The organism is Pseudomonas sp. NFACC41-3 (assembly GCF_900109505.1).
Taxonomy (GTDB): domain Bacteria; phylum Pseudomonadota; class Gammaproteobacteria; order Pseudomonadales; family Pseudomonadaceae; genus Aquipseudomonas; species Aquipseudomonas chlororaphis.
In genome coordinates, this window is record NZ_FOAE01000001.1 from 786,625 (window position 1) to 812,610 (window position 25,986).

Annotated in this window: 19 protein-coding genes; 9 read left to right on the forward strand and 10 right to left on the reverse strand. The window is 60.2% G+C overall.

The window, feature by feature from the left end:
* Positions 1 to 138: 138 nt before the first annotated feature.
* From BMY68_RS03625 to BMY68_RS03645, 5 genes are all read right to left on the reverse strand, one after another.
* A complete protein-coding gene (locus tag BMY68_RS03625; RefSeq protein WP_062822838.1) occupies positions 139 to 1,236 on the reverse strand; it encodes a polyamine ABC transporter substrate-binding protein in 1,098 nt (365 codons plus the stop codon).
* A 164-nt stretch (positions 1,237 to 1,400) separates the two neighbouring features.
* On the reverse strand, positions 1,401 to 2,297 hold the full coding sequence (locus BMY68_RS03630; protein ID WP_009043201.1) for an ABC transporter permease subunit: 897 nt from the start codon (positions 2,295 to 2,297) through the stop codon (positions 1,401 to 1,403).
* Positions 2,294 to 3,175, reverse strand: a complete 882-nt coding sequence (locus tag BMY68_RS03635; RefSeq protein WP_162270021.1) for an ABC transporter permease subunit — start codon at positions 3,173 to 3,175, stop codon at positions 2,294 to 2,296. Before BMY68_RS03635 ends, BMY68_RS03630 begins: the two co-directional genes overlap by 4 nt.
* Positions 3,176 to 3,216: 41 nt before the next feature.
* Positions 3,217 to 4,359, reverse strand: coding sequence for an ABC transporter ATP-binding protein (gene potA, locus BMY68_RS03640; RefSeq protein ID WP_062822835.1), 1,143 nt, complete (start codon positions 4,357 to 4,359; stop codon positions 3,217 to 3,219).
* A 249-nt stretch (positions 4,360 to 4,608) separates the two neighbouring features.
* Positions 4,609 to 5,370, reverse strand: a complete 762-nt coding sequence (locus tag BMY68_RS03645; protein WP_085530440.1) for a gamma-glutamyl-gamma-aminobutyrate hydrolase family protein — start codon at positions 5,368 to 5,370, stop codon at positions 4,609 to 4,611.
* 265 nt (positions 5,371 to 5,635) lie between these two features.
* Between BMY68_RS03645 and BMY68_RS03650 the strand changes: the two genes are divergently transcribed.
* The 4 genes from BMY68_RS03650 (at position 5,636) to BMY68_RS03665 (ending at position 10,914) form a co-directional block, all read left to right on the forward strand.
* Complete coding sequence (locus BMY68_RS03650; RefSeq protein WP_062822834.1) at positions 5,636 to 7,012, forward strand: glutamine synthetase family protein; 1,377 nt, start codon at positions 5,636 to 5,638, stop codon at positions 7,010 to 7,012.
* 33 nt (positions 7,013 to 7,045) lie between these two features.
* The gene (locus tag BMY68_RS03655; protein ID WP_085530441.1) at positions 7,046 to 8,536 is read left to right on the forward strand and encodes an aldehyde dehydrogenase; all 1,491 of its coding nucleotides are present in this window, start codon (positions 7,046 to 7,048) and stop codon (positions 8,534 to 8,536) included.
* Between the two features lie 210 nt (positions 8,537 to 8,746).
* Positions 8,747 to 10,027, forward strand: a complete 1,281-nt coding sequence (locus BMY68_RS03660) for an NAD(P)/FAD-dependent oxidoreductase (protein WP_175534804.1) — start codon at positions 8,747 to 8,749, stop codon at positions 10,025 to 10,027.
* 338 nt (positions 10,028 to 10,365) lie between these two features.
* Positions 10,366 to 10,914 carry a cupin domain-containing protein gene (locus tag BMY68_RS03665; protein WP_085530442.1) on the forward strand — a complete coding sequence of 183 codons (549 nt, stop codon included), beginning with the start codon at positions 10,366 to 10,368 and terminating at the stop codon, positions 10,912 to 10,914.
* A 310-nt stretch (positions 10,915 to 11,224) separates the two neighbouring features.
* On the opposite strand, the gene BMY68_RS29965 is transcribed toward BMY68_RS03665, so the two are convergent.
* Complete coding sequence (locus tag BMY68_RS29965; RefSeq protein WP_085530443.1) at positions 11,225 to 14,122, reverse strand: DEAD/DEAH box helicase; 2,898 nt, start codon at positions 14,120 to 14,122, stop codon at positions 11,225 to 11,227.
* A gap of 526 nt (positions 14,123 to 14,648) precedes the next feature.
* Between BMY68_RS29965 and BMY68_RS03675 the strand changes: the two genes are divergently transcribed.
* A complete protein-coding gene (locus tag BMY68_RS03675; RefSeq protein ID WP_085530444.1) occupies positions 14,649 to 14,921 on the forward strand; it encodes a hypothetical protein in 273 nt (90 codons plus the stop codon).
* A gap of 575 nt (positions 14,922 to 15,496) precedes the next feature.
* On the opposite strand, the gene BMY68_RS03685 is transcribed toward BMY68_RS03675, so the two are convergent.
* Positions 15,497 to 15,799 carry a hypothetical protein gene (locus BMY68_RS03685; RefSeq protein ID WP_085530445.1) on the reverse strand — a complete coding sequence of 101 codons (303 nt, stop codon included), beginning with the start codon at positions 15,797 to 15,799 and terminating at the stop codon, positions 15,497 to 15,499.
* A 283-nt stretch (positions 15,800 to 16,082) separates the two neighbouring features.
* Here BMY68_RS03685 and BMY68_RS03690 point away from each other — a divergent pair, with 283 nt between their 5' ends.
* The 3 genes from BMY68_RS03690 (at position 16,083) to BMY68_RS03700 (ending at position 20,485) form a co-directional block, all read left to right on the forward strand.
* On the forward strand, positions 16,083 to 16,589 hold the full coding sequence (locus BMY68_RS03690; protein ID WP_009043211.1) for a sigma-70 family RNA polymerase sigma factor: 507 nt from the start codon (positions 16,083 to 16,085) through the stop codon (positions 16,587 to 16,589).
* Complete coding sequence (locus BMY68_RS03695) at positions 16,586 to 17,551, forward strand: FecR domain-containing protein (RefSeq protein WP_085530446.1); 966 nt, start codon at positions 16,586 to 16,588, stop codon at positions 17,549 to 17,551. The genes BMY68_RS03690 and BMY68_RS03695 overlap by 4 nt, the downstream gene beginning before the upstream one ends.
* A gap of 96 nt (positions 17,552 to 17,647) precedes the next feature.
* Positions 17,648 to 20,485 carry a TonB-dependent receptor gene (locus tag BMY68_RS03700; RefSeq protein ID WP_085530447.1) on the forward strand — a complete coding sequence of 946 codons (2,838 nt, stop codon included), beginning with the start codon at positions 17,648 to 17,650 and terminating at the stop codon, positions 20,483 to 20,485.
* Between the two features lie 52 nt (positions 20,486 to 20,537).
* Here the strand turns inward: BMY68_RS03700 and BMY68_RS03705 are convergent, their stop codons facing one another.
* Positions 20,538 to 21,479, reverse strand: coding sequence for a LysR family transcriptional regulator (locus BMY68_RS03705; protein WP_085530448.1), 942 nt, complete (start codon positions 21,477 to 21,479; stop codon positions 20,538 to 20,540).
* Positions 21,480 to 21,635: 156 nt separating this feature from the next.
* Between BMY68_RS03705 and BMY68_RS03710 the strand changes: the two genes are divergently transcribed.
* Positions 21,636 to 22,853, forward strand: coding sequence for an MFS transporter (locus BMY68_RS03710; RefSeq protein WP_085530449.1), 1,218 nt, complete (start codon positions 21,636 to 21,638; stop codon positions 22,851 to 22,853).
* A 157-nt stretch (positions 22,854 to 23,010) separates the two neighbouring features.
* Here BMY68_RS03710 and BMY68_RS03715 read toward each other — a convergent pair whose 3' ends face one another.
* Positions 23,011 to 25,212: an OsmC domain/YcaO domain-containing protein gene (locus BMY68_RS03715; protein WP_085530450.1), complete on the reverse strand. Its 2,202-nt coding sequence runs from the start codon at positions 25,210 to 25,212 to the stop codon at positions 23,011 to 23,013.
* Positions 25,213 to 25,343: 131 nt separating this feature from the next.
* On the reverse strand, positions 25,344 to 25,964 hold the full coding sequence (locus BMY68_RS03720; RefSeq protein ID WP_085530451.1) for a hypothetical protein: 621 nt from the start codon (positions 25,962 to 25,964) through the stop codon (positions 25,344 to 25,346).
* Between the last annotated feature and the right edge of the window lie 22 nt (positions 25,965 to 25,986).

Sequence of the window (25,986 nt, forward strand, 5' to 3'; positions counted from 1 at the left end):
AAGGCGCCCGAGGAGGACGCCAAGGAGTCACCTGAACCGAGGGAGCCAGGCGAGCCCGTTCGCAGGGGTGTCGCGGTGGTAAGGCGCGACGGAAGAGGGCTGCGGCGCCCGCCGCGATTACCGAGCGGGCGCGGGCTGTCATTTGCCGAGCTTGATCCGCGTCCAGCCGCGGTTCATCACGCGCTGGATGGCGATCGGCTGGTCGGGCACCGCGTACAGGGTGGCGAGCACGGCCTGCGGCGGGTACGAGGCCGGGTCGTTGCGGATGGCTTCGTCCACCAGCGGCGTGGCGGCGGCGTTGGCGTTGCTGTAGCCGAGGCTGTTGGTGACCTCGGCGATGATGTCCGGGCGCATCAGGAAGTTCATGAACAGGTAGGCGTTGTCGACGTTGGCCGCGTCCTTGGGCATGGCCATCATGTCGTAGAAGCTGCCGGCGCCTTCCTTGGGAATGCTGAAGGCGACCTTCTCCTTGTTACCGGCCTCTTCGGCGCGCGAGCGGGCCTGCAGCACGTCGCCGGAGTAACCCACGGCCACGCAGATGTTGCCGTTGGCCAGGTCGGAGATGTACTTGGAGGAATGGAAGTAGGTCACCGAAGGACGGATCTTCATGAACAGCGCCTCGGCCTCGAGGATCTGCGCCTTGTCCTTGCTGGTCACCGGGTAGCCCAGGTAGTGCAGGGCGGCGGGGAGCATTTCCGTCGGCGAGTCGAGGAAGCTGATGCCGCAGGCCTTGAGCTTCTCGGCGTTCTGCGGCTTGAACAGCAGGTCCCAGGAGTTGGTCGGCGCGTCGCTACCGAGCACCGCCTTGACCTTGTCCGGGTTGTAGCCGATGCCGATCGAGCCCCACATGTACGGGAAGGCGTGGGCGTTGTCCGGGTCGCTGGCGGCGGCGTTCTGCAGCAGCACCGGGTTGAGGTTCTTCCAGTTCGGCAGCCGCGACTTGTCCAGTGCCTGGTAGACCCCGGCCTTGATCTGCTTGGCCAAAAAGCTGTTGGACGGGACCACGATGTCATAGCCGGACTTGCCGGTGAGCAGGCGCGCTTCCAGGGTTTCGTTGCTGTCGAAGACATCGTAGATGACGTGGATGCCGGTCTCGGCCTCGAACTTTTTCAGGGTGTCCGGGGCGATATAGTCCGACCAGTTGTAGACCCGCAGCTCCTTGTCGCTGGCTTGAGCGCCGGTCACCATCGCGCCCATCAAGGACAGTGTTAGCAGAGTCCTGCCAAGCATTTTCATCACTACAACTCCATTTCTTATTGTGCAGAATTGCTGCATTCGCAATGCGCTGTGTCAGGGTGGGCGCCATCGCCAGCAAGCTGGCTCCTACAGGGACGGTGCATGTCTGTAGGAGCGAGCTTGCTCGCGATCCAGGCGCTGCCGTGTGTCGTGAACGCGATGGCCTAGGCCGTCGCAGGCGCTGGTGCAGCAGGTTTGCTGGCGGCCGCTGGCTGCCAGGCTTCGTTGGCGGTGTAGTCCATGGCTTCCTGGATCGCCCGCTTGCGGGCTGCTTCGGCGCGGCGGCCGAAGTACCAGACCAGGAAGGTCACCAGCGACACCGCCAGCAGGATCAGACTGGCCACCGCGTTGATCTCCGGCTTCACGCCGAGGCGCACCGCCGAGAACACTTCCATCGGCAGGGTGGTGGAACCCGGGCCGGAGACGAAGCTCGCCAGTACCAGGTCGTCCAGGGACAAGGCGAAGGACATCATGCCGCCCGCCGCCAACGACGGAGCGATCATCGGGATGGTGATCAGGAAAAACACCTTCCACGGCCGCGCCCCCAGGTCCATGGCCGCCTCTTCGATGGACAGGTCCAACTCACGCAAGCGCGCGGAGACTACCACGGCCACATAGGCGGCACAGAATGTGGTGTGGGCGATCCAGATGGTGACGATGCCACGTTCCTGCGGCCAGCCGATCAGTTGCGCCATGGCCACGAACAACAGCAGCAGCGACAGGCCGGTGATCACTTCCGGCATCACCAGCGGCGCAGTGACCAGGCCGCCGAACAGGGTGCGGCCCTTGAAGCGGGTGACCCGGGTCAGCACAAAAGCCGCCAGGGTGCCCAGGGCCACCGCGGCGATCGCGGTGTAGCAGGCGATCTCCAGGGAGCGCACCACCGAGCCCATCAACTGCTGGTTATCCAGCAGGCCGACGTACCACTTCACCGACCAGCCGCCCCAGACCGTCACCAGCTTGGAGGCGTTGAACGAGTAGATCACCAGGATCAGCATCGGCAGGTAAATGAACACCAGGCCGAGCACCAGCATCAGGCTGGAAAATCCAAAACGTTTCATGCCCGTCCCTCCATCTCTTTGGCCTGGCTGCGGTTGAACAGCAGGATCGGAATAATCAGGATCGCCAGCATCACCACCGCCAGGGCGGAGGCCACCGGCCAGTCACGGTTGTTGAAGAACTCCTGCCACAGCACGCGGCCGATCATCAGGGTTTCCGGACCGCCGAGCAGTTCCGGGATCACGAACTCGCCGACCACAGGAATGAACACCAACATGCAACCGGCAATGATGCCGTTCTTGGCCAAGGGCACGGTGATTTTCCAGAAGTTGTTGAAGTTGCTCGAACCCAGGTCCGACGCGGCTTCCAGCAGGCTCTGGTCGTGCTTGACCAGGTTGGCGTACAGCGGCAGCACCATGAACGGCAAATACGCGTACACCACCCCTATATAGACCGCGGTATTGGTGTTGAGGATCTCGATCGGCTCCGAGGTCAGGCCGCTCCACATCAGGAAACCGTTGAGCAAACCGTTGTTGCTGAGGATGCCCATCCAGGCGTAGACGCGGATCAGGATCGCGGTCCAAGTCGGCATCATGATCAGCAGCAGCAAGACGTTCTGGGTTTCCTTGTTGGCCTTGGTGATCGCGTAGGCCATGGGGAAGCCGATCACCAGGCACATCAGGGTGCTGAGCAGGGCGACCTTCAGCGAGCCGAGGTAGGCCGAGATGTACAGCTCGTCACCCACCAGCAACGCGTAGTTGCCGACATTGAGCAGCAGCTGGAATTTCTGTTCGGCGAAGCTGTAGATCTCCGAGTAGGGCGGAATGGCCAGGGCCGCTTCCGAGAAGCTGATCTTCATTACCAGGAAAAACGGCAGCATGAAGAACAGGAACAGCCAGAGGAATGGAATGCCGATCACCAGCTTGCGACCGCTGGGCAGCACACGGGACAAACGCTGATTGAGAGTCATGCTGGAGGTATTCATGCGCGCAGTACCACGCCGCTGTCGTCTTCCCACCAGACGTACACCTGGTCGTCCCAGGTCGGCCGCGCGCCGCGGCGTTCGGCGTTGGCCATGAACGACTGGACGATCTTGCCGCCGGGCAGTTCGACGTAGAACACCGAATGCCCGCCGAGGTAGGCGATGTCATGCACCTTGCCCCGGGACCAGTTGTAGCGGTGCTCGGGTTGGCTGGTGCTGACCAGCATCTTTTCCGGGCGGATGGCGTAGGTCACCGACTTGTCCTGCACCGAGGTGCTGACGCCATGGCCGACGTAGATCTGCTGTTCCAGCTCCGGGCAGTGGATCACCGCGTGGCCTTCCAGGTCTTCGATGACGGTGCCGTCGAAGGCGTTCACGTTGCCGATGAACTCGCAGACCATGCGGCTGACCGGGGCTTCGTAGATGTCGATCGGGCTGCCGATCTGGGCGATCCAGCCCAGGTGCATGATCGCGATGCGCTGGGCCATGGTCATGGCCTCTTCCTGGTCGTGGGTCACCATCACGCAGGTCACGCCGACCCGCTCGATGATCTCCACCAGTTCCAGCTGCATTTGCGAGCGCAGCTTTTTATCCAGGGCGCCCATCGGCTCGTCGAGCAGTAGCAGCTTCGGCCGCTTGGCCAGGGAGCGGGCCAGGGCCACGCGCTGGCGCTGGCCGCCGGACAGTTGGTGCGGCTTGCGCCTGGCGTACTGGGTCATGTGCACCAGGCGCAGCATCTCTTCCACCCGTGCGTCGATCTCGCTGGCCGGCAGGCGGTCCTGCTTGAGGCCGAAGGCGATGTTCTGCGCCACGGTCATGTGCGGGAACAAGGCATAGGACTGGAACATCATGTTGATCGGCCGCTCATAGGGCGGCATGTCGGTGATGTCCACGCCGTCCAGGTAGATACGCCCCTCCGTCGGCCGCTCGAAGCCCGCCAGCATGCGCAGCAGGGTGGACTTGCCGGAACCCGAGCCACCGAGCAGGGCGAAGATCTCGCCCTGGTGAATGTCCAGGGACACATCATCCACGGCCACGGTTTCATCGAACTTCTTGGTCACGCGGTCGACTCTCACCAGCACCTTCTGCGGTTGCGGGTGACCTTCCAGAGCCTTTCTGTACGTGCTGGAGGCGTTTGCCATGTGGAACTCCCAACAGATGTCAGTCGTCGGGCCAAAACGGCCCGGCTTAATAGATGGATGACAAACCCGCGGTGGCGGGTTTATTCGGCGCTGCCGTCCTGGCGGCCTGACGCTGGTTCTTGTTGTTAAAAGCAGGTTCTCGTAGTGCTGGGTGTGGCTTGAACCGCCCCACGGCCCGGGGCGGGCGCACAAAGGCGCGCCGCCGCCGGCCGGGGGCGTGGCAGTCAATTTCGTGGGTGAAGCTTTTGATCAGTGGCCGTTGCGCTGCGCCGCCCGTTGCCGGCAGGCATCGCCGAAGGCCTGGAAGATCCGCAGGTAGACCGGGTTCGACAGCACCTGCCATTCCGGATGCCACTGCACGCCCAGGGCAAAGGCCGTGCTGTGTTCCACCGACACCGCTTCGATCAGCCCGTCCGGTGCCAGCGCCTCGGCGCGCAGGCCGGGGGCCAGGCGGTCGATGCCCTGGCTGTGGATCGAGTTGACCTGGAATTCCTGGGGCAGGTCCAGGGCCTGGAACACGCCGCCCGCTTGCACCCTGACGGCATGGGCGGGGGCATATTGCACGGCCAGGTCCGGGTGGTCGGCTTCGCGGTGATCGAGGTAGCCCGGCAACTCATGCACCTTCTGGTGCAGGCTGCCGCCGAAGGCCACGTTCATTTCCTGGAAGCCGCGGCAGATGCCCAGCACCGGCACGCCGGCGGCAATCGCCGCGCGCAGCAGGGGCAGGGTGGTGGCATCGCGCTGGGGATCGTGGGCGGTGCCCGGTTCGCTGGCCGGGCCCTGATAGTGGAAGGGCTCCACATTCGACGGCGAGCCGGTGAACAGCAGGCCGTCCAGGTTCTGCAGCAGAGCCTCGGTATCGATGAGGTCCGCCAGGGAAGGAATGATCAGGGGCAGGCCCTCGGCCGCGCTGCTGACAGCACGCAAGTACTTGTCGCCGCTGACGTGGTAGGGGTGCAGCCCGATCTCTTTGACGCACGCAGTAACGCCGATCAATGGCTTGAATGCCATTTTTATCACCTCGAAATTCACGCTGGAACGAGTTTTTCGAGAGCTTATCCTCGTTGATTTTAATTAACAACTTTCGTGTAAAAAATTCTAAACGCAGTTCGTCGGATATTCGGTTTCTGCACGTCTATTGCCAGCTTGATCGGCCATATAGGGCAAAATATTTAACGATTAGGCCCCTCTGTTCGCTATTGACTTCACTTTCCCTTTCGGATTGACTGCTGCCACGAAATCGCTTTGAACATAATAATTAACACATAGGTGCATCATGTCGGTCCCACTGCGTGCCGTTCAGCTCAACGAAGCCAACGCCTTCCTGAAGAACCATCCCGAGATCCTCTACGTCGACCTGCTGATTGCAGACATGAACGGCGTGGTGCGCGGCAAGCGCATCGAACGTACCGCCCTGCACAAGGTGTACGAGAAGGGCATCAACCTGCCGGCCTCGCTGTTCGCCCTGGACATCAACGGCTCCACCGTGGAAAGCACCGGCCTGGGCCTGGACATCGGCGACGCCGACCGCATCTGCTACCCGATCCCCGGCACCCTCAGCGTCGAGCCCTGGCAGAAGCGCCCGACCGCGCAACTGCTGATGACCATGCACGAGATCGAAGGCCAGCCGTTCTTCGCCGACCCGCGCGAAGTGCTGCGGCAAGTTGTCAGTAAGTTTGATCAGTTGGGCCTGACCATCTGCGCCGCCTTCGAGCTGGAGTTCTACCTGATCGACCAGGACAACGTGAACGGTCGCCCGCAGTCGCCGCGTTCGCCGATTTCCGGCAAGCGTCCGCAGTCGACCCAGGTCTACCTGATCGACGACCTGGACGAATACGTCGACTGCCTGCAAGACATCCTCGAAGGCGCGAAAGAGCAGGGCATCCCCGCCGACGCCATCGTCAAGGAAAGTGCCCCGGCGCAGTTCGAGGTCAACCTGCACCACGTCTCCGATCCGATCAAAGCCTGCGACTACGCGGTGCTGCTCAAGCGCCTGGTGAAGAACATCGCCTACGACCATGAGATGGACACCACCTTCATGGCCAAGCCGTACCCGGGCCAGGCCGGCAACGGGCTGCACGTGCACATCTCGATTCTCGACAAGCAAGGCAACAACATCTTCGCCAGCGACGACCCGGAAACCAACGACGCCCTGCGCCACGCCATTGGCGGCGTGCTGGAAACCCTGCCGGCGCAGATGGCGTTCCTCTGCCCGAACGTCAACTCCTACCGCCGCTTCGGCGCGCAGTTCTACGTGCCGAACTCGCCGAGCTGGGGCATCGACAACCGCACCGTGGCCGTGCGCGTGCCGACCGGTTCGGCGGATGCGGTGCGCATCGAGCATCGTGTCGCCGGCGCCGACGCCAACCCCTACCTGCTGATGGCTTCGGTACTGGCTGGTATTCACCACGGCCTGACCAACAAGATCGAGCCCGGCGCGCCGGTGGAAGGCAACTCCTACGAGCAGAACGAGCAGAGCCTGCCGAGCAACCTGCGCGACGCCCTGCGCGTGCTCGACGACAGCGAGGTGATGGCCAAGTACATCGACCCGATGTACATCGACGTGTTCGTCGCCTGTAAGGAAAGCGAGCTGGCCGAGTTCGAAAACTCGATCTCCGACCTCGAATACAACTGGTACCTGCACACGGTCTGACGGCCGTTCCTTTTCCTGCGTTGAGTATTTGCCATGACTAAATCCCGCAGCGACTGGGAGCAGCGCTTCCAGTCCTTGACCCTCGAAGGTCGCGCCTTTATCGACGGCCAGTATTGCCACGCCGCCAGCGCGGCCACCTTCGAGTGCATCAGCCCGGTGGACGGGCGTTTTTTGGCCAACGTCGCCAGCACCGACGAGGCCGACGCCAACCGGGCGGTGCAGGTGGCACGCCAGGCGTTCGAGTCCGGCGTGTGGTCGCGCAAGGCCCCGGCCGAGCGCAAGCGCGTGCTGATCCGCTTCGCCGATTTGATCCTCGAGCACCAGGATGAACTGGCGCTCCTGGAAACCCTGGACATGGGCAAGCCCATCGGCGATTCCCTGAGCATCGACGTACCGGCCACCGCCAACGCGATCCGCTGGAGCGCCGAGGCCATCGACAAGATCTACGACGAAGTCGCGGCCACGCCCCACGATCAACTGGGCCTGGTGACTCGCGAAGCCTCCGGCGTGGTGGCGGCCATCGTGCCGTGGAACTTCCCGCTGATCATGGCCAGCTGGAAATTCGCCCCGGCCCTGGCGGCGGGCAACTCGTTCATCCTCAAGCCTTCGGAAAAGTCGCCGCTGACCGCGATCCGCATCGCCCAGCTGGCGCTGGATGCCGGTATCCCCAAGGGTGTGTTCAACGTGCTGCCGGGCTACGGCCACACCGTGGGCAAGGCCCTGGCCCTGCATATGGACGTGGACGTGCTGGCCTTCACCGGTTCCACCGCGGTGGGCAAGCAACTGCTGGTGTATTCCGGGCAGAGCAACATGAAGCGGGTGTGGCTGGAGGCGGGCGGCAAGAGCCCCAACGTGGTGTTCGCCGACGCGCCGGACCTGCGCGCCGCGGCAGAAGCGGCGGCCAGCGCCATCGCCTTCAACCAGGGCGAAGTCTGCACCGCCGGTTCGCGCCTGTTGGTGGAGCGCTCGATCCGCGAGCAATTTATTCCGCTGCTGGTGGAGGCCCTCAAGGCCTGGAAACCCGGGCATGCCCTGGACCCTGCGACCCGCGTCGGCGCGCTGGTGGATCAGCGTCAGCTGGAGAACGTGCTGCGCTACATCAGCATCGGCAAGGAGCAGGGCGGTCAACTGCTGGCGGGCGGTGCGCGGACGTTGGAAAGCACCGGCGGCCTGTATGTCGAGCCGACCATTTTCGACGGCGTGACCAACGCCATGACCATCGCCCGCGAAGAGATCTTCGGCCCGGTGCTGTCGGTGATCAGCTTCGACACCGAGGAAGAGGCGCTGACGATCGCCAATGACAGCATCTTCGGCCTCGCCGCCGGGGTCTGGACCAGCAACCTCAGCCGCGCCCACCGCTTCGCCCGTGGCCTGCGCGCCGGCAGCGTATGGGTCAACCAGTACGACGGCGGCGACATGACCGCGCCGTTCGGCGGCTTCAAACAGTCGGGCAATGGTCGCGACAAATCGCTGCATGCCTTCGACAAGTACACCGAGCTGAAAGCGACCTGGATCAAGCTCTAGGCGCTTTACGAAAACTCGTCGAGCGGCGATCAGGCAAGGCAAAAACAGGCGAGGAACGGCCGGGGTCGCGTTCGACTGTAGGGGCCTACATGAGCATTCCGAGCCTGTTTTTAACGCAGCATGATCGACGCGCAGACAGTTGTCGTTAAGACGACTACCTATAACAACGGCGGGGCGGGCTACGACCCGCACCTGCTGGGGAATTCGATAATGCAAACCTACGTAAACAGCTACTACGCCGCGACCCGCAACCCGACCAGCGACTTTCCGGTGCTGGAAGAACAGCTGGACTGCGACGTCTGCGTGATCGGCGCCGGCTACACCGGCCTGTCCTCGGCGCTGTTCCTCGCCGAGGCGGGCTACAGCGTCACCGTGCTCGAAGCGGCCAAGGTCGGCTTCGGCGCCAGCGGGCGCAACGGCGGGCAACTGGTCAACTCCTACAGCCGCGACGTCGACGTGATCGAGTCGCGCTACGGCGAAAAAAGCGCCGAAGTGCTGGGCAGCATGATCTTCGAAGGCGCCGACATCATTCGCCAGCGTATCCAGCACTACGACATCCAGTGCGACTACCGCTCGGGCGGGATCTTCGCCGCCATGAACAACAAGCAGCTCAAGGGCCTGGCCGAACAGAAGGCCAGCTGGGAACGCTACGGCAACCACAACCTGAAGCTGCTGGACCAGGCGCAGATCGCCCGGGAAGTCGGTTCCGACGCCTACGTCGGCGGCCTGCTGGACATGCAGGGCGGGCACATTCACCCGCTGAACCTGGCCCTGGGCGAAGCCAGCGCCATCATCGGCCTGGGCGGCAAGATCTTCGAGCAGTCGGCGGCGCTGGAAATCACCTACGGCGAACCGAACATCGTGCGCACCGCCAAGGGCGTGGTGCGTGCCAAGTACCTGCTGATCGCCGGCAACGCCTACCTGCAGCAGGACCTCGACCCACGGGTGACCCGCAAGAGCATGCCGTGCGGCTCGCAGATCGTGGTCACCGAACCGCTGCCTGCACAAATGGCCCGCAGCCTGATCCGCAACAACTACTGCGTCGAAGATTGCAACTACCTGCTGGACTACTACCGCCTCACCGCCGACAACCGCCTGCTGTACGGCGGCGGCGTGGTCTACGGCGCCCGCGAGCCCAACGACATCGAGCAACTGATCCGGCCGAAGATCCTCAAGACCTTCCCCCAGCTCAAGGACGTGAAGATCGATTACCGCTGGACCGGCAACTTCCTGTTGACCATGTCGCGCATGCCGCAATTCGGCCGCATCGAAAAGAACGCCTACTACATGCAGGGCTACAGCGGCCACGGCGTCACCTGCTCGCACCTGGCCGGCAAGCTGATCGCCGAAATGATCCGCGGCGACGCCGAACGCTTCGACGCCTTCGCCTCGCTGCCGCACATGCCGATGATCGGCGGCCGCACCTTCCAGGCCCCGCTGACCGCCATGGGCGCGGCGTACTACGCGCTGCGCGATCGTTTCGGTATCTGATCGCGAACCTGTTCCTGCGTTTGCCCGCGCTCGCGCGGGCTTTTTTCCAGCCGAATTCGCCGCCGCAACCGCTTCACCTGTAGCCGCTGGCGCAGGCTGCGATAAGGGCCGCAGGCCCTTCCAGCACCGGAAAAAATACCGCCGGTTTTCAACGCCTGGCACCACCCACGGCAAGGCCGGTCACCCGCGTCGCCCACCGCTACAGCTCCACCCACAAACGTGATTTAATAGCCGCCTTTCAGGTTCCGGGGCCACTGGATCGGCGAATTTCGCAACTAAAAGTCCCCGGCCGCACTCCAACGCGCAATACCCTCACGTACACCTCACACAAGGCTGCTATGGACACGGGCACTCGACTCAAACTCGTTCGCGAAAGCTACAAACTGTCCCAGCGCGAGCTGGCCCGACGCAGCGGCGTGACCAACGCCACCATCTCCCTGATCGAACAGAACCGCGTCAGCCCCTCCGTCAGCTCCTTGAAAAAGCTGCTCGAAGGCATTCCCATGTCCCTGGCCGACTTCTTCACCTTCGACCAGCCCCCGCGTGAACACCAATACGTCTTCCGCGCCAACGAACAACCCGACCTCGGCCGCGACGGCGCCCGCCTGCTGCTGATCGGCGCCGCCCTGCCAACCCGCCAGATGCGCTTTCTGCGCGAACAATACGCCCCCGGCGCCAGCTCCGGCGACGAGCCGATCGTGCATGCGGAAGGGGAGGAGTGCGGCCTTGTCACTCGCGGCACCGTGGAATTGACGGTGGATGGGCAGGTGAGCGTGTTGAATCCGGGGGATGGGTATTATTTTCCGACTACGCTGCCGCATAAGTTTCGGAATATTGGGGCGGATGAGGCGGAGATTATTAGTGCGAATACGCCGGCGAACTTCTGAGTCGAGCAGTTCCTGAAACTCTCTCTTGTCATGAGCGGCTATTGATCGCCGCTTATCACTGCTGTGATTTTACGGGGCGCTTTTGAGCGATCTCTCGGTTTTTGAATACTGGCGAGTAATGTAGATATCTGCTTGGTTGAGGGGCGTCCGCTTCCGGCCATAAGCAGTCAGTCGGAAATGTCCACGAAACCATGGGCGACTCATCACAATTTTTAACGTCATCAAGATCGCCTAAGTACTAGATACAAAGCCTTCAGCCCTACTAGAAATAGCAGGACTATAGGTCTCACAAATTTCTCTTAGAAACTAATCAAGTATACAAACGAAATGGTAGGTCTTCTGCGACGGCTTGCCCAGGAGTGCAGAGCCACTGCCATACTTGCTGTTGTGTTAGGCTTCCCTCGCACAATCGCAATAGAGCCTCACCCAAATCCCCGCTTTCAACTACGCTTAATCGGCCACAGAATGCAATTTGTTGTGGCACACTCGGATCTACTCCGGGATGGCAAAGAGTTACGCAAAAACAATCTCTAAAGCCATGTATTTCGGAGGCCGCTAAAACCTCTACTGCTTTATTGTAATCGACAAGCTTATCTCCCTCTTTCGATTTTAGCTCGACCACAACAGAAGGCGAATCGAAGAATTTGACTAAATAGTCGGGCGCACCAGTTTTAGTCTTGTCATCTAATTTCTCAAACGCTACACCTAGCTGTAAAAGAACCTGTTCGAACGCCACTTCAAACGCATCACCTTTTGCCTCGTAATAGTTCTCAATTAGAGCCTTGCTATCGCATCTGCTAGCTCGTTTTAGATGCCTCACAGATATTCGCTTTCGCTGGTCAACTTTCCAATCTCGACAAGCGTCTCGTACCCAATTTGCTTTAGCTTGAGCATTAGGCTTAGATTTTACAAAAGCTAAAATTCTTGCTGAGTTCGCCTCAGGACTGCCAAGCATAAGCAATTGCGGCGTTGTGACTCCATGCTGCTTCAAGAGCAACATTTCATGCCTATACAGCTTTAAAGCATTACCCGCCGCAGATACCCCTGTCATCCAGAGAATGTCGTCCGGCAATCCCTCTTGGACTCTGTATGCTAATCTTCGAATGTAGCGCGTCAACTTAGATATAGCGCGCAACAAAGTATCATCCACTCTTAATTGTGGCGGACGAAGAACTGGCGGCACGCGCTTATCGGCGGCGGACATAGCTATCCCAGCTAGGCCCTGTAGGACCCAGGATAGGTTTCTGTTCATCTCTTTTACAGCGCCAGCACTCAGAGATTTAACTTCACGCTCAATTGCCCTAATCTCAACACCGCTAGTCCACTTCTGGCACAACCATGCTGCATTAGTAGGTACTGGATCAACTTGCCAAATTGATTCCATTAGGTCATCTGCGAGGTGCTGCGCATCATAAACGGGATCTTTCAACTGATAAGGCAGGAACCGAGTAGGTTTAACTCCATTTCTCGGACGAAACTCAGGGCTGGATAAGCATGCGGAAAAGATAAGCATCTCTAGCCTGGACTTGAGATCCGCCGATTCAAGCTGCCCAATTAGTTCTGCCAAATAAAGTGACTTCCTAGACAGAAAGTTGATTAAAAACACCCCGGTTTCAGGTAGTAAACCACTGAACCCGACCGCTCGCCCCACTGGCGTAGGGCTCAGGTCCCCACCAGACGTTTCAACAACGAAGCCAGCATCAATCAACCCAGCCAGAGCAACACCTACTTTACTCGGCCACGTCTTAAATGCAGTTAAGTTACTATCTTCTTCCCTTAACGCACTAAAAGTTGTGCAAACAAGCTCTTCAAGCTCGACTCTGTTGTTGCACAACCCTGAAGATATCAGTTGCAGTGAAAGCTGACCAAACCTAGCAGGCACAATTCGCGCTTTGATTTCAGGAAGTTGCTCTATTGATAGATAACTTGTAGCTAATGCGCGTTGCGGCCCGGTACCAAAATATATTACACGCCCTTCTGCATGTTCAAAACCCATACGCCCGACCCGCCCGGACATGTTGTGGAACTCTGCACTATCTATCGCGACATACTGCCTTTGCTGGCCGTCCCAACGTTCCCAATTAGCAAATACTGCAGCCCCTAGAGGGAAATTCACACCTGCCGCTAAAGTACTTGTAGCAAATACAACATCCAGCTTATTTTCGGATAAGTAACGTTCAACTACTCCTCGCTCTTCGTCAGTCAAATCCGCGTTATGACTCGCAACTCGGAGATCGAGTATCTTCGCCAACATCGTGTTGGCTGAAGTTTCAGGCAAGGTATCAAACTCTAACGACAGCTGTCCTTGCTTACCCTTGTGGTATGAAGCTACAAAAGATTCAGCAAGATCATAAGTATCTTGCTTTTTCATGCAAAAAACTATGATTGGAAGCGGTGGACTATCTTGCTTAAGCAGATATGTTAAAGCTGAAATTGTTTCGGCTTTAACTCCAGTAGGCAGTCTCTTGTCCGATTCCATTACATCAGGCTTCGCACTACTTACTGAATAGATCTGATCGCCAATCCAACATTCATACCGTAAATGCTTTTCGCGCTTTTGCTCGAAAATAAGCTGAACCCGCAGCCAGTTTGCTAAGTCCTGGGCGTCCTTGCTTTTTAAAACTGCTGACAATCCTACAAACTGTTTCCAACCCGCATTCCGCATGAGTGTTAAAAGGACTTCAACATTTTGTCCGCGGTTTTCGTCTCCCATCAACTGAATTTCATCGCACACGACAATCGTATTTTGCATGCTTTTCGGCACCCCAGATGCCGACAGTAGCGCTAAATATTTTTCATATGTAGCAATTACCAGAGGAGCACTTAGAGGAGTCGCAGAATACTGTCCCGTGGCATCTTCGACGTAGTCCCCTGTGGCAATAACCATCGAAGCACCATCGCTCTCCAGATATCTGTCCAACAACAACGTTTTGAAGTCTTCAAATTTCTGCTTGGCCAGTGCGCGATGGGTCACCAGATAAACTGTTTTATTCCCAATGAGTAGTCCTTCAGCAATAGCCCAGAGCCCAATTTGAGTCTTTCCGGTGGAGGTAGGGGAAACCACCAGCATGCTTTGTCCATGCGCTACGCCAGACTCCAACGCAAGGTACTGAACATCAGTGAGGGAGATCGCCCCCTCAGATCGGTAGACCAACCCATCGGCCACAGATGCGGACAGACCGTGTTCTACTGGAAAGGTATCCCTCATGCCTAGCAACTCCTGTCATGCGTTTGGGTGCAAGCGCCCAGAGCAATCTGGGCGCCGAGTGTCCGAATCCGGCAGAAGCATACGTAGCATTAAATGGCCATATTGGCCATCCTACTTAGCGTCAGAGCGGCAATCTGGGAAAAGCAGGGCAGTAAAATGCATAGCCATATAATCTGTAACTACATAATTTTTAATAGAGTTACGCTGGATCATGTACTGGATTCGCTTTTTTCGGCCTCCCGCTTTGAATCGCTCCTAGTTTCTCAGAGACCGAATGACTGGTTATGTCCGAAAGTAGCCATTCACAAGCTGATCACGGCATATTTTTTGAAACGATAAACCGAACAGCCTGTCACCTAAAAACTGTCATCAGGCGAATACCGCTTCTATAGTTCAGCACGTCATTGCTGGCTGATGACTGGTCATCGCGGGCCAAAAACTATGTGCATAGCACCTCATTAATCAACAGCTTCTCTGTTTGGTTGGATGACAGAGGCAGGGCTTAAATACTCATGGAGCTTCACCAATGACCCGCACAGAAATTTGCAATCTCGTTCCACTCACCCGCAACGACACCGACCACCCGGTCCTCTACCTGGACGCCAACGCCTCACTCTCCGATCTCTACACCTGCGCCCAACAACGCATCGGCGCCGCCCGCAATCTGCTGGAAATCCTCGACTGTGCTGCCGGCGCCCAAGATATTGCCCAGATACGCTTTGCCATCGGCCTGCTGCTCAGCGACGGCTGTGATCTGTTGCGTACCCTGGGCGATAAGTCTCAGGCGCTGAACGCTTAATCTCGACAACCAACGACCGGGCAGAGCAAGCCCGGTCGTGACTTGGATAGGAGGCATCGCGAGCAGCGGAGGTTGAGTTATTTTCTTTTGCATTCCTCAAGCTCGTTCTGGCTTTTTAAGGTTGTAGTTATACCTAGCCGATACTTGCAGTATTGGATAACCAACTGCCGTTCCATATCACTTAGCTCACTCAGATTTTTGTCATCTGACTCATACGCGAAAATATTTTCAAATTTTATTTGAAATGTCGGGGCTTTCTTGATGAACAATACTTTTTCTGGGTCGGCGTCTTCCATCTTTTCGTAGAAGCCGATGTAGAGAGCGGCGACAAGTGCGATCGAGAGAATGATTTCATGAGGAAGGTGGTTGCAATAGTTGTGTGATGCATGCCGCTGGCTTCGCCATGCTTGACTCCCGGTCAACAAATTTGCCGGGGCCGACTGTATCAGACTTGTATGAAACCGACGCTAGGAACAGTTGTTCGACTGAATCGGATAACTGTTATTTCTCTTGCCGACTAAAACAAAAAAGCCCCGACAAGTCGGGGCCTTTTGCTTCAAGCCGCTGCCACCCGCTCAGTTCGTGCAAGTAAGCCGCGAATACTTCGGCGGATCGAGCAGGATCCCCGGGGTCATGAAGGTCGAGCAGTTGAAGACGCGGCCCTTGGCGGTGGTGGCTTTGAAGGTCAGTTCCGAGCCGCCGAGGAAGTCTTCCTTGCCTTTGGTGACGGGGCCCATGGTGAGTTCGTCGGTGGAGGCCAGGCCGATGGTTTCCGCGGTGACTTTGTGTATTTGCAAGACATTGGGGTTGGTCGAGCAACCGGCCAAGGTAGCCGCCAGAAGCAGTAACGCGGGGGCAAAGAGGTGGTTTTTGTTCATGGCATATCTTCCTTAATAGTGTTTCGCCCTGGTTATCAGCGATCCTCAACGGGGCACGTCAGAAAACGTGGAGTCAGGGAATCTGGCACGGCCGGCCCCTGTTAAATCTGACTCAATAGGGGGATTTATTTCAGCATGGCGTTGGAGGGGGGCATATAGGGCAAATGTGCTATGCCGAGGGCATTTCAGGGCTCTGCTAAAACCCGAGCCATTTCCTCGGTGCTGTACAACGCCTGTCGCCAAACTCTAAAATGAGAAGCATTATCATTAATGCGGATCTGACATGCACGACGACAGCTTTGCCTCGCCCGTCGCCCGGTTGTATGCGAACCATCACGGCTGGCTTCGCGGCTGGTTGCATCGGCGGTTGGGGCACAGTGCCGATGCCGAGGACCTGGCCCACGACACCTTTGTCCGGGTGATGCGCTCGCAGGAGGATGTACGTGAGCTGCGCCAGCCCATGGCGTTTCTCGCGACCATTGCCAATGGCTTGCTGATCAATCGCTGGCGGCGCCAGGCGATCGAGCGGGCTTACCTGGAAGCGCTGGCGGCGCGGCCGGTGGCCGAGGAGCCTTCGCCGGAAGAGCGGCACGTGATGATCGAAACCCTGTTGCAGCTGGATTCGCTGTTGGTGGGGCTGTCGTCGCGGGTGCGGCAGATTTTCTTTTTGTCCCAGCTCGACGGCTTGACCTACCCGCAGATCGCCGCGCGGTTGAACCTGAGCGTGGCCCAGGTGCAGCGGGCCATGGGCAAGGCGTTCAGTGTCTGTTACGCGAGCCGTTTTGAATGAGTGGCACCGTGGTTGATCCGCGGGTGCGGGACAGTGCCATCGACTGGATGGTCCGCGCGCAGTCCGGGTTGATGAGTGATGTCGAGCATCAGGCCTTGCAGCAGTGGCGGCAGGCGAGCGCCGAGCATGAAGACGCCTGGCAGCGGGTCAGCAGCTTGCCGCTGATGCTGCAGCCCGGGGCCAATCTGTTGGCCGATGCCACGGCGCGGCGGGCACTGGAGTCGGCCGGGGCCGATCCGCAGCGGCGTCGGCAGGTGCTCAAGTGTTTGCTCGCCCTGGGACTGTTCGGCGGGGTTGCCTGGCAAGGGGCGGATTCCACCCTGGTGCGTTCGGCCCTGGCGACTTACCGCACGAACATCGGCGAGCGTCGGCGCTGGGCCCTGGCGGACGGTGGCTCGCTGTGGCTGAACACCGCCAGCGCCGTGAACCTGGAGCTGACCGCGCAGCGGCGCAGTGTGCAGTTGGTCGAGGGCGAGCTGGCGCTGGATACGCCGGCGGAATCGGCGTCGCTGCAACTGCTGACCCCGGACGCGGTGCTGTACGGCCGCGGCGCCAATCTGCTGGTGCGCCACGACCGCCAGGGCACCCAGGTCACGGTGCTGCGCGGCCTGGCGCAGGTCAGTACGCGGCGCCATTGGCTACCGGTGCCGCTGCAGGCCGGTTGGCAAACCCGGATCGACAACCAGGGCGTCGCGGCGCCGAGTCGCGTTGACCCGTTTATGGCCCAGGCCTGGCTGCGCGGCATCTTGCCGGCCGAACGCATGCGTCTGGATACGTTGCTGGCTGAACTCTCGCGCTACCGCCCGGGTTTTTTGCGTTGCAGCGAAGCGGTCGCGGCCTTGCGCGTGACCGGCAGCTTCCAGCTGGACGACACCGATGCCGCGTTGGCGCTGGTGGCCAATACGCTGCCGGTGCGCATCGAGCGACGAACCCGTTACTGGGTGACTGTGGTGCCGGCCTGAAAATATTTTTTCCCCGGGGCGCAGTTTTTTCGATCTGGCTTGGCCTTCAGGTATGACCCACCGAGACAGGTGGGTGCCAACCCCTAGGAGCCTTGCATGATCTTCCCCGCCCGAGCCTTGTGTGCCCGCACCTTTGGCCTGCTTTTCCTCAGCCTGCAGCCGCTCTGCGGCGCGGCCGTTTTCGCGGCTGGCGAGCGCCAGCACTACAGTATCGACGCCGGCCCGCTGGACCAGGCGCTGTCGCGTTTCGGTGTGCAGGCAGGCATCAATATGGCGGGCAGCGCCACGCTGACGGAAGGCAAGCGCAGCCAGGGCCTGCAAGGCGATTTCAGCACTGAGGCGGGCCTGGCGCGGTTGCTGGCGGGAACCGGCCTGGGCTATCAGCGCCAGGTTGACGGCAGCTTCGAGTTGTATCGGGCGGGCGGGGATATGGTGCTGCCGTCGCAGAAAGTCGTCGGCGAAGACCTCGAGCAGAAGGAGGTGTACTCGGCGCCGCGCTCCTCGGTGTACATCTCCGGCGAGGACATGCAACGCTTTGGCGTGATCTCGGTCGGCGACGTGCTCAAGGGCCAGCCTGGGGTGCAGGTCGGCGACAGCCGCAACGGCGGCGGCCTGGATGTGAACATCCGCGGCATCCAGGGCCAGAGCCGGGTGGCGGTGACGGTCGATGGCTCGCAACAGGCGCTGGATGTCTATCGCGGGTACGCCGGCACCCAGCAACGCAGCTACATCGACCCGGACCTGATCAGCGACATCGCCATCGACAAGGGGCCGAGCCTGACCTCCAGCGCCATCGGCGGCACGGTGAAGATGCGCACCCTCGGCGTCGAGGACATCCTGCAGGACGGCAAGAACATCGGCCTGCGCTTGAAGGGCGACCTGTGGAACAACGGCGTCGCTCCCGCCTCGCGTGATAGCCATTCGATGACCGAGGAGCTGTTCTCGGAACCGCATCGCAGCCGTGGCGGCCTGTTCGGTTCGAAGGCCGAGTCCGGCAGTGCCGCGTTCGCCTATAGCCATGAGTTTTTCGACGTGGTGGCGGCCTACGCCCACCGCAACCAGGGCAACTATTTCGCCGGCAAGAAGGGCCAGGACCGCTATCGCACCTATGACCGTTACGGCGACGAAGAGACGAGTGTGGCCACCACCTATAACGCCGGCGAGGAGGTGCTGAACTCCTCTTCGGAGACTGAGTCCTTCTTGCTCAAGACCACCCTGCGCCCGGCGGACGGCCATACCTTCGACCTGGGTTACCGCCGCTACGACGGGCGTATCGGCGAAATCATGCCGTCGGACATTTTCCGTTTCGGCACCGGCGGCATTTACCAATACCCCCTGGGCCATACCAAGATCGACACCTACACCGCGCGCTACCACTACCTGCCGGACGGCAATCCGCTGGTGGACCTGACGGCCAGCCTGTGGATGACCGACGCGCAAACCAGCCAGCTGACCTCGGTGGCGGCGCCGGCTTCGCAAGCCTATCGCTCGGACCGCAGCTGGAGCCGCCAGGCCGACCGCCGCATCGGCGGCGACCTGGCCAACACCTCGCATTTGCAGAGCGACTATGGCGATTTCAAGCTGGACCTGGGCGGCTCGTTCCAGGTCGAGGACCTGCGCCCGCAAAAAAGCGTGGTCACCACCCAGCACGACATCAATGCCAACCGCATGCTGCGCGAAGGGTCGCGGCAGGAGTTCAGCCTGAATGGCAAGCTGGAATACCAGCCGGTCGACAGCCTGACCCTGTGGGGCGGCGGCCGTTATACCTACTACCGCACCCAGGACCACGTCGCCCATGCGACGGCGCGTCGGGAAGAACGCGACTTGCGCTACCTCAGCGTCTCCAACGCGCACAGCTACGGCAACATGATGTGGTTCCCGGACCAGAACGGGCAGTACACCGACGCCACCGACCCGCGGTTGAACAACGGCATTGTCTTCAACAACACCAACTATCCGTTCGAGGGCATTCGCTACAACGACTTCGGTGCGACCGACTCGACGGTCTATCCGTCGCAGGTGGGCGAGGTGGTCAGCGGTTATGACTATTCCGGCAAGCAGAGCAACAGCGGCGGCGCCTTTGCACCGGCCTTCGGCATCAATGTCGAGGTGCTGCCAGACACCTTCGTCTATGCGTCCTACACCCAGGGCCTGCGCATGCCCTCGCTGTTCGAAACCAGCCAGGGCGTGTTGCAGACCACGCCGGGCAAAGGCCTGAAGCCCGAGCGCTCCAGCAGTTGGGAAATCGGCGCCAGCACGATGCACAAGGGCCTGCTGCTGGACAACGACTCGGCGGCGATCAAGCTGGCCTACTTCAACAACAGCATCAAGAATTACATCACCCGCTACTACGACCCGAGCCCGGGCCTGATGGGGCAGATGCGCTTCAGCAATACCGACAGCTACAAGACCAGCGGCCTGGAGCTGCAATCGCACTACGACGCGGGTCGGGTGTTCGCGGACTTTTCGTCCACCTACTACCTGAAGACCGAAACCTGCGACTCGGCCTTCGCCGCGCGGCTGCGGGCCAGCAGCAATCGCTATCGGGACTTGAGCAATACGCCGGACTGTACGCCGGGCAGCTTCATGGGCTCGTACTCCAACACCCAGAACCCGCCACGCTTCTCGGCGAACCTGACCTCGGGCCTGCGCTTCTTTGACCAGTCCCTGACCGTCGGCGGGCGCGCCACCTACAGCTCCGGCCCGACGGTCAAGGCCGACGAGAACTGGCAGACCGGTGCGACCACGCCGCAGCTGGTCTACCGCGAGGTGGCGCTGTTCGATCTGTTCCTCAACTACAAGTTGAAGGAGCACACCCACCTCAATGTTTCGCTGCAGAACCTGACCGATCGCTACTACCTGGACCCGCTGGCGCAGAGCTTCATGCCGGCGCCGGGGCGGACGCTGCGGGTGGGGGTGCTGACGAAGTTCTGAGGGCAGGGTGGGGGCTATCGGTCGGCGGCTGGCGCTGGCCGATCCTTGTCTGTCAGCGGGCAGTGCTGGCGGTCAGGTCGCCGTCGTCTATCGGCGTCAGCCCTGTGACCAGGGCCTCCAGCAGGACCCTGACCTTGGGCAGCGTTTCACGACTTTTGACCCAGGCCAGGTTGATCGGCATTCCCTCGCTTGCCCGATGGGCGAGCACCTCCACCAAGGTCCCTTCGTCCAGCTGCCGCTGGATGAGCCAGGACGGCAACTGCGCGATACCGCAACCGGCCATGGCCGCCATCACGATGCCTTCGCCATTGCCCACCACGAGCTGGGCGGCGACCTGCCGGCGCGTCGTGGCGCCCTGGTCGTCGGCGAAGTTCCAGGGATTGGTTCGTCCGTCCACCCAGCCATAAGCGATGCACTGATGCTGCTGCAAATCGCTTTCGGTCAACGGGATGCCCTGCCTGGCCAGGTAGGCGGGGGAGGCACAGAAGAGGTGTCGTTCGCGGGCCAGGCAACGCTGCCCCAGCGTATCGGGCCAGGCATCCGCGCCGCCAATACGCACAACGATGTCCACGCCTTCCTTGAACGGGTCGACGAAACCGTCGGAGAAGGAAATATGCGGAGTCAGCGCCGGATGATCCTGGGCAAGGCGCAGCAGGATCGGCAGCACCTGGGCGCGGCCAAAAGCCCCTGGCAGGTCGATGCGAACGCTGCCGCGGACCTCGCTGGCTTCGGCCTTGAGTGCAAGCTCGGCGTCTTCCAGGTCGGCCAGCACGCCGGTGCAGGTGCGATAGAAGGTCATTCCCGCGTCGGTCAACGCCACGCGTCGCGTGGTCCGATGCAGCAGGCGAGTGCCCAGCCGGCCCTCCAGGCGCGCGATGCTTTTACTGACGGCGGAGCCTGTCAGGTGCATTTTCTCGGCGGCGGCCGTGAAGCTGCCAGATTCGGCCACGCAGACAAATACATCGATACCCTTCAAGCGTTCGGAGGAAAACATAGACATTCCTTATTCGTGAATCTGGCTCCACACACCAGGTAAAAACCATCAGCAATGAGAACTGGATTCAGCAGTATGCTTGATCCGCGCCGGGCTTTCCTGCGATTGCTACAGCGCGAACCCGACAAAAATAATGGCAATAACGATGAGGCAAGGATGCTGGCCACGCTAAGAAACTATCCGACCACGGTAAACCTGCTGCTTTCAGCGTCCCTGATCCTGACCCTCGCCCGCGCGATCACCCTGCCTTATCTGGTCATTTATTTATCGGGCCACTTCCACTTGAGCATCGCCGATGTCGGTTTGGTCATCGGCAGCACGCTGATCATTGGCTCGCTGTTGAGCCTGTATGGCGGGTTCCTGGTGGACCGGATGTCCAGCTACAGGCTGATCCTGGTCTGCAGTGGTGTATTCACCGCGGGTTTCCTCGGCACCTTTGTCGCGCGCGATCTCTGGCTGTTCTACCTGTGCCTGGTGTCGATCAACCTGGCCTACGCGGTCATCGATATCGCCGTGAAATCGGGCTTTGGCAGCCTGCTTCCCGCCGCTGGCCGGGGCGAAGTGTTTTCGATCAAATACACGCTGACCAATATCGGTTATGCCGTCGGCCCCTTTCTCGGCGCGGGGCTGGCCGGGCTGGATATCAGCCTGCCCTTTCTGTTGTCCGCGGGGCTGGGCGCAGGGTTCTTGTTTATCTACTTCGTGTGGGGCGACAGGGGCTTGGCGGGCGTTGAGCCAAGCCAGCCCCGCGCGCCGTTCCTGGCCGTGGGCAAGCTGTTGCTGAGCGATCGCCGGCTGGTGTGCTTTACCCTGGGCGGGCTGCTCAGCGCCGTGGTCTTCGGCCAGTTCAGCGCCTATCTCTCGCAGTATCTGGTGGTGACTACCACAGCCGAAACCGCCTACCGGATTATCAGCAGCATCGTGGCGACCAATGCCCTGACGGTGATCAGCCTGCAATACCTCATCGGCAGGAAAATCTCCCAGCAACACTTGAGCCTGTGGCTCGCCGGCGGGCTGGTTATGTTTGTCCTGGGGCTGGCGGGCTTCGCCCTGTCGACCACCCTGGTGTTCTGGGTCGGCGCCATGGTCATTTTCACGCTCGGCGAGATTATCGTGTTTCCCGCCGAATACATGTTCATCGACAACATCGCCCCCAGCCATTTGCGGGGCATGTATTACGGGGCGCAGAACCTGAACAACCTGGGCGCTGCATTGGGGCCGGTATTGTGCGGGGCGGTCTTGGCGGCGCAGCCGCCCCAATACATCTTCTACATGCTGATGCTGTTCATCATCGCGGGCGGGATGCTGTACTTCCTCGGGGCTTCCATTGCCGGCAATACGGCGCCGGGGGAGGAAGGTGTCGCCGGGGGCTAGCAGGGAAGGGGTTGGACGGTCGCTGAGAAGTAGCTGGTTCGAGCCGGCAGCGGGGTGGGTCCGGCGGGTTGGCCCGCTGATCGCCCGGGCCATTTCCTATGCCTGTGGGGCCAGCGCCTGTCGATTCAACGGCGGGCGCTGTTCCCCGGCCTGGCCATCAGCTGGAAAGTGCCGCGACCCTGGCCCGCGCCGCGTGCAGCTTCTTGTAGCTGTCGATCAGGCGCAGGTGGCGGTCGATCCCTTCCAGCTTCATGCTGGTCGGCGTCAGCCCATAGAAGCGCACATCGCCATTCACCGAGCCAATCACCGCATCCATCCGCTCGTTGCCGAACATGCGGCGGAAATTGGCTTCGTAATCCGCCAGGTCCAGATCTTCGTCGAGCTCCATCTCCAGCACCGCATTCATCGCCTGGTAAAACAGGCCGCGCTCGGCGGTGTTGTCGTTGTACTGCAGGAACATCTCCACGCACTCCTTGGCTTCTTCATATTGCTGCAAGGCCAGGAAGATCAGCAGCTTCAACTCCAGGATGGTCAGTTGGCCCCAGGCGGTGTTGTCGTCGAACTCGATGCCGATCAGGGTGGTGATATCGGTGTAGTCGTCCAGTTCGCTTTCTATCAGGCGCTCGAGCAACGCCTGCAATTCTTCCTCGTTGAGGCTGTGCAGGTTGAGGATATCCTCGCGGAAGAACAGTGCCTTGTTGGTGTTGTCCCAGATCAGGTCTTCCACCGGGTAGATTTCCGAGTAGTCCGGCACCAGGATGCGGCAGGCGGTGGCGCCCAGGTGCTGGTACACGGCCATGTAGGACTCTTTGCCCATGCCTTCGAGAATGCCGAACAAGGTCGCGGCTTCCTGGGTGTTGGAGTCTTCACCCTGGCCGGAGAAGTCCCACTCGACGAATTCGTAATCCGACTGGGCGCTGAAGAAGCGCCACGACACCACGCCGCTGGAGTCGATGAAGTGCTCGACGAAGTTGTTCGGCTCGGTGACCGCCTGACCTTCGAACGTCGGCGGCGGCAAATCGTTCAAGCCCTCGAAACTGCGGCCTTGCAGCAGCTCGGTGAGGCTGCGTTCCAGCGCCACTTCCATGCTTGGGTGCGCGCCGAACGAGGCGAACACCCCGCCGGTACGCGGGTTCATCAGGGTCACGCACATCACCGGGAACTCACCGCCCAGCGACGCATCCTTGACCAGTACCGGAAAGCCCTGGGCTTCCAGGCCCTGGATGCCGGCGAGAATCCCCGGGTATTTGGCCAAGACTTCTGCCGGTACATCCGGCAGGGCGAATTCGCCTTCGATGATTTCGCGTTTGACGGCGCGTTCGAAGATCTCCGACAGGCACTGCACCTGGGCTTCAGCCAGGGTGTTGCCGGCGCTCATACCGTTACTGAGGTAGAGGTTTTCGATCAGGTTCGACGGGAAGTACACCACTTCGCCGTCCGACTGGCGCACGAACGGCAGCGAAACAATGCCGCGCTCTTCATTGCCGGAGTTGGTGTCGAACAGGTGCGAACCGCGCAGCTCGCCTTCGCGGTTGTAGACCTTCCGGCAGTACGCATCGAGGATTTCGCTCGGCAGCTCGTCGTTGGGGCCTGGCTGGAACCAGCGCTCGTCCGGGTAATGCACGAACGGCGCGTTGGCGATCTCCTCGCCCCAGAACTGATCGTTGTAGAAGAAATTGCAGTTCAGGCGCTCGATGAACTCGCCCAGGGCCGAGGCCAGGGCACCTTCCTTGGTCGCGCCCTTGCCGTTGGTGAAGCACATCGGCGACTGCGCGTCGCGGATATGCAGCGACCACACGTTGGGCACGATATTGCGCCACGAAGCGATCTCGATCTTCATGCCCAGGCCGGCCAGGATGCCGGACATGTTGGCGATGGTCTGTTCCAGCGGCAGATCCTTGCCGGCGATGTAGGTGGTGTGCGCCTCGGCGCTCGGCATCAACAGGGCCTGGGCATCGGCGTCGAGGTTTTCCACCTCCTCGATCACAAACTCAGGCCCGGCCTGTACCACTTTCTTGACCGTGCAACGGTCGATGGAGCGCAGGATGCCCTGGCGGTCCTTGTCGGAGATATCCGCCGGCAACTCGACCTGGATCTTGAAGATCTGGTTGTAGCGGTTTTCCGGATCGACAATGTTGTTCTGCGACAGGCGAATGTTATCGGTGGGGATATTGCGGGTGTCGCAGTACAACTTCACGAAGTACGCCGCGCACAACGCCGATGACGCCAGGAAATAGTCGAACGGACCCGGTGCCGAGCCATCGCCCTTGTAGCGGATGGGTTGATCGGCCACCACCGTGAAGTCATCGAACTTGGCTTCAAGTCGGAGGTTGTCGAGAAAGTTGACCTTGATTTCCATGGGGCACACCGAATAACGAGCAAAACGAAATGGCGGCCATTATCCGGTTTTTCAGCGCGAAGTCTTGCGCTTTTCGGCAAGCGGGCCAGGTGGTTGGGGGAGGTGGTCGCGGCCTGCGGCATCAGCTCCTCTCACTCATCACCGATTGACATCAGGCTGGCGGCCCACGCTTGGCTGGCAGTGTAGCGAGCGAAATAGGCCTGCTTCTCGGTCTCGCCCAAGCCGGTAAAAAACGGCAGGAAGTACTGGTCGTTGTAGTAACCCTGGGCACCTTGCAACTGCGTTCCCCACCATGCAGGGTCGTAACCCTCGAAGGCTACCCAGGGCGGCGGAACGGCGAAACGCTGGCGCTGAATGGCTTCGAGAAAGTCAGTGCTGTTGGTTACCAGGCGTACCGTGACGGCGTTGAATTCCCGGGTGGATATAAAACAGATCAGGTGCTGGTGGTTTTGGAGGTTTTCATACTGCCTGACGGGGAGGTCGTTGAAGCTGCGCTCGTCGGCCAGGGTGAAGCTGGATTCGATAAGGGCCTGGAAAGAATCCCTGTCGCTTCCATCGATCAGCAAGGCCCCGTAATAAGCCGGTACGCCTGTGCCTTCCAGAGAAACCGCGCGCAGTGGAAGGGGTAGGGCAGGAGTGGTGTGTTTAAGGGGCTCGGTGAAAACCGCTCGGAGTTCTGACAGGGAATAGCCCGCAATTTGCTCCTTGGGGGGGCGGTCAAAAAGACCTGCGATACGGCTGAAAAAATTCATATCGTCCTTGATTCAGCTTTGG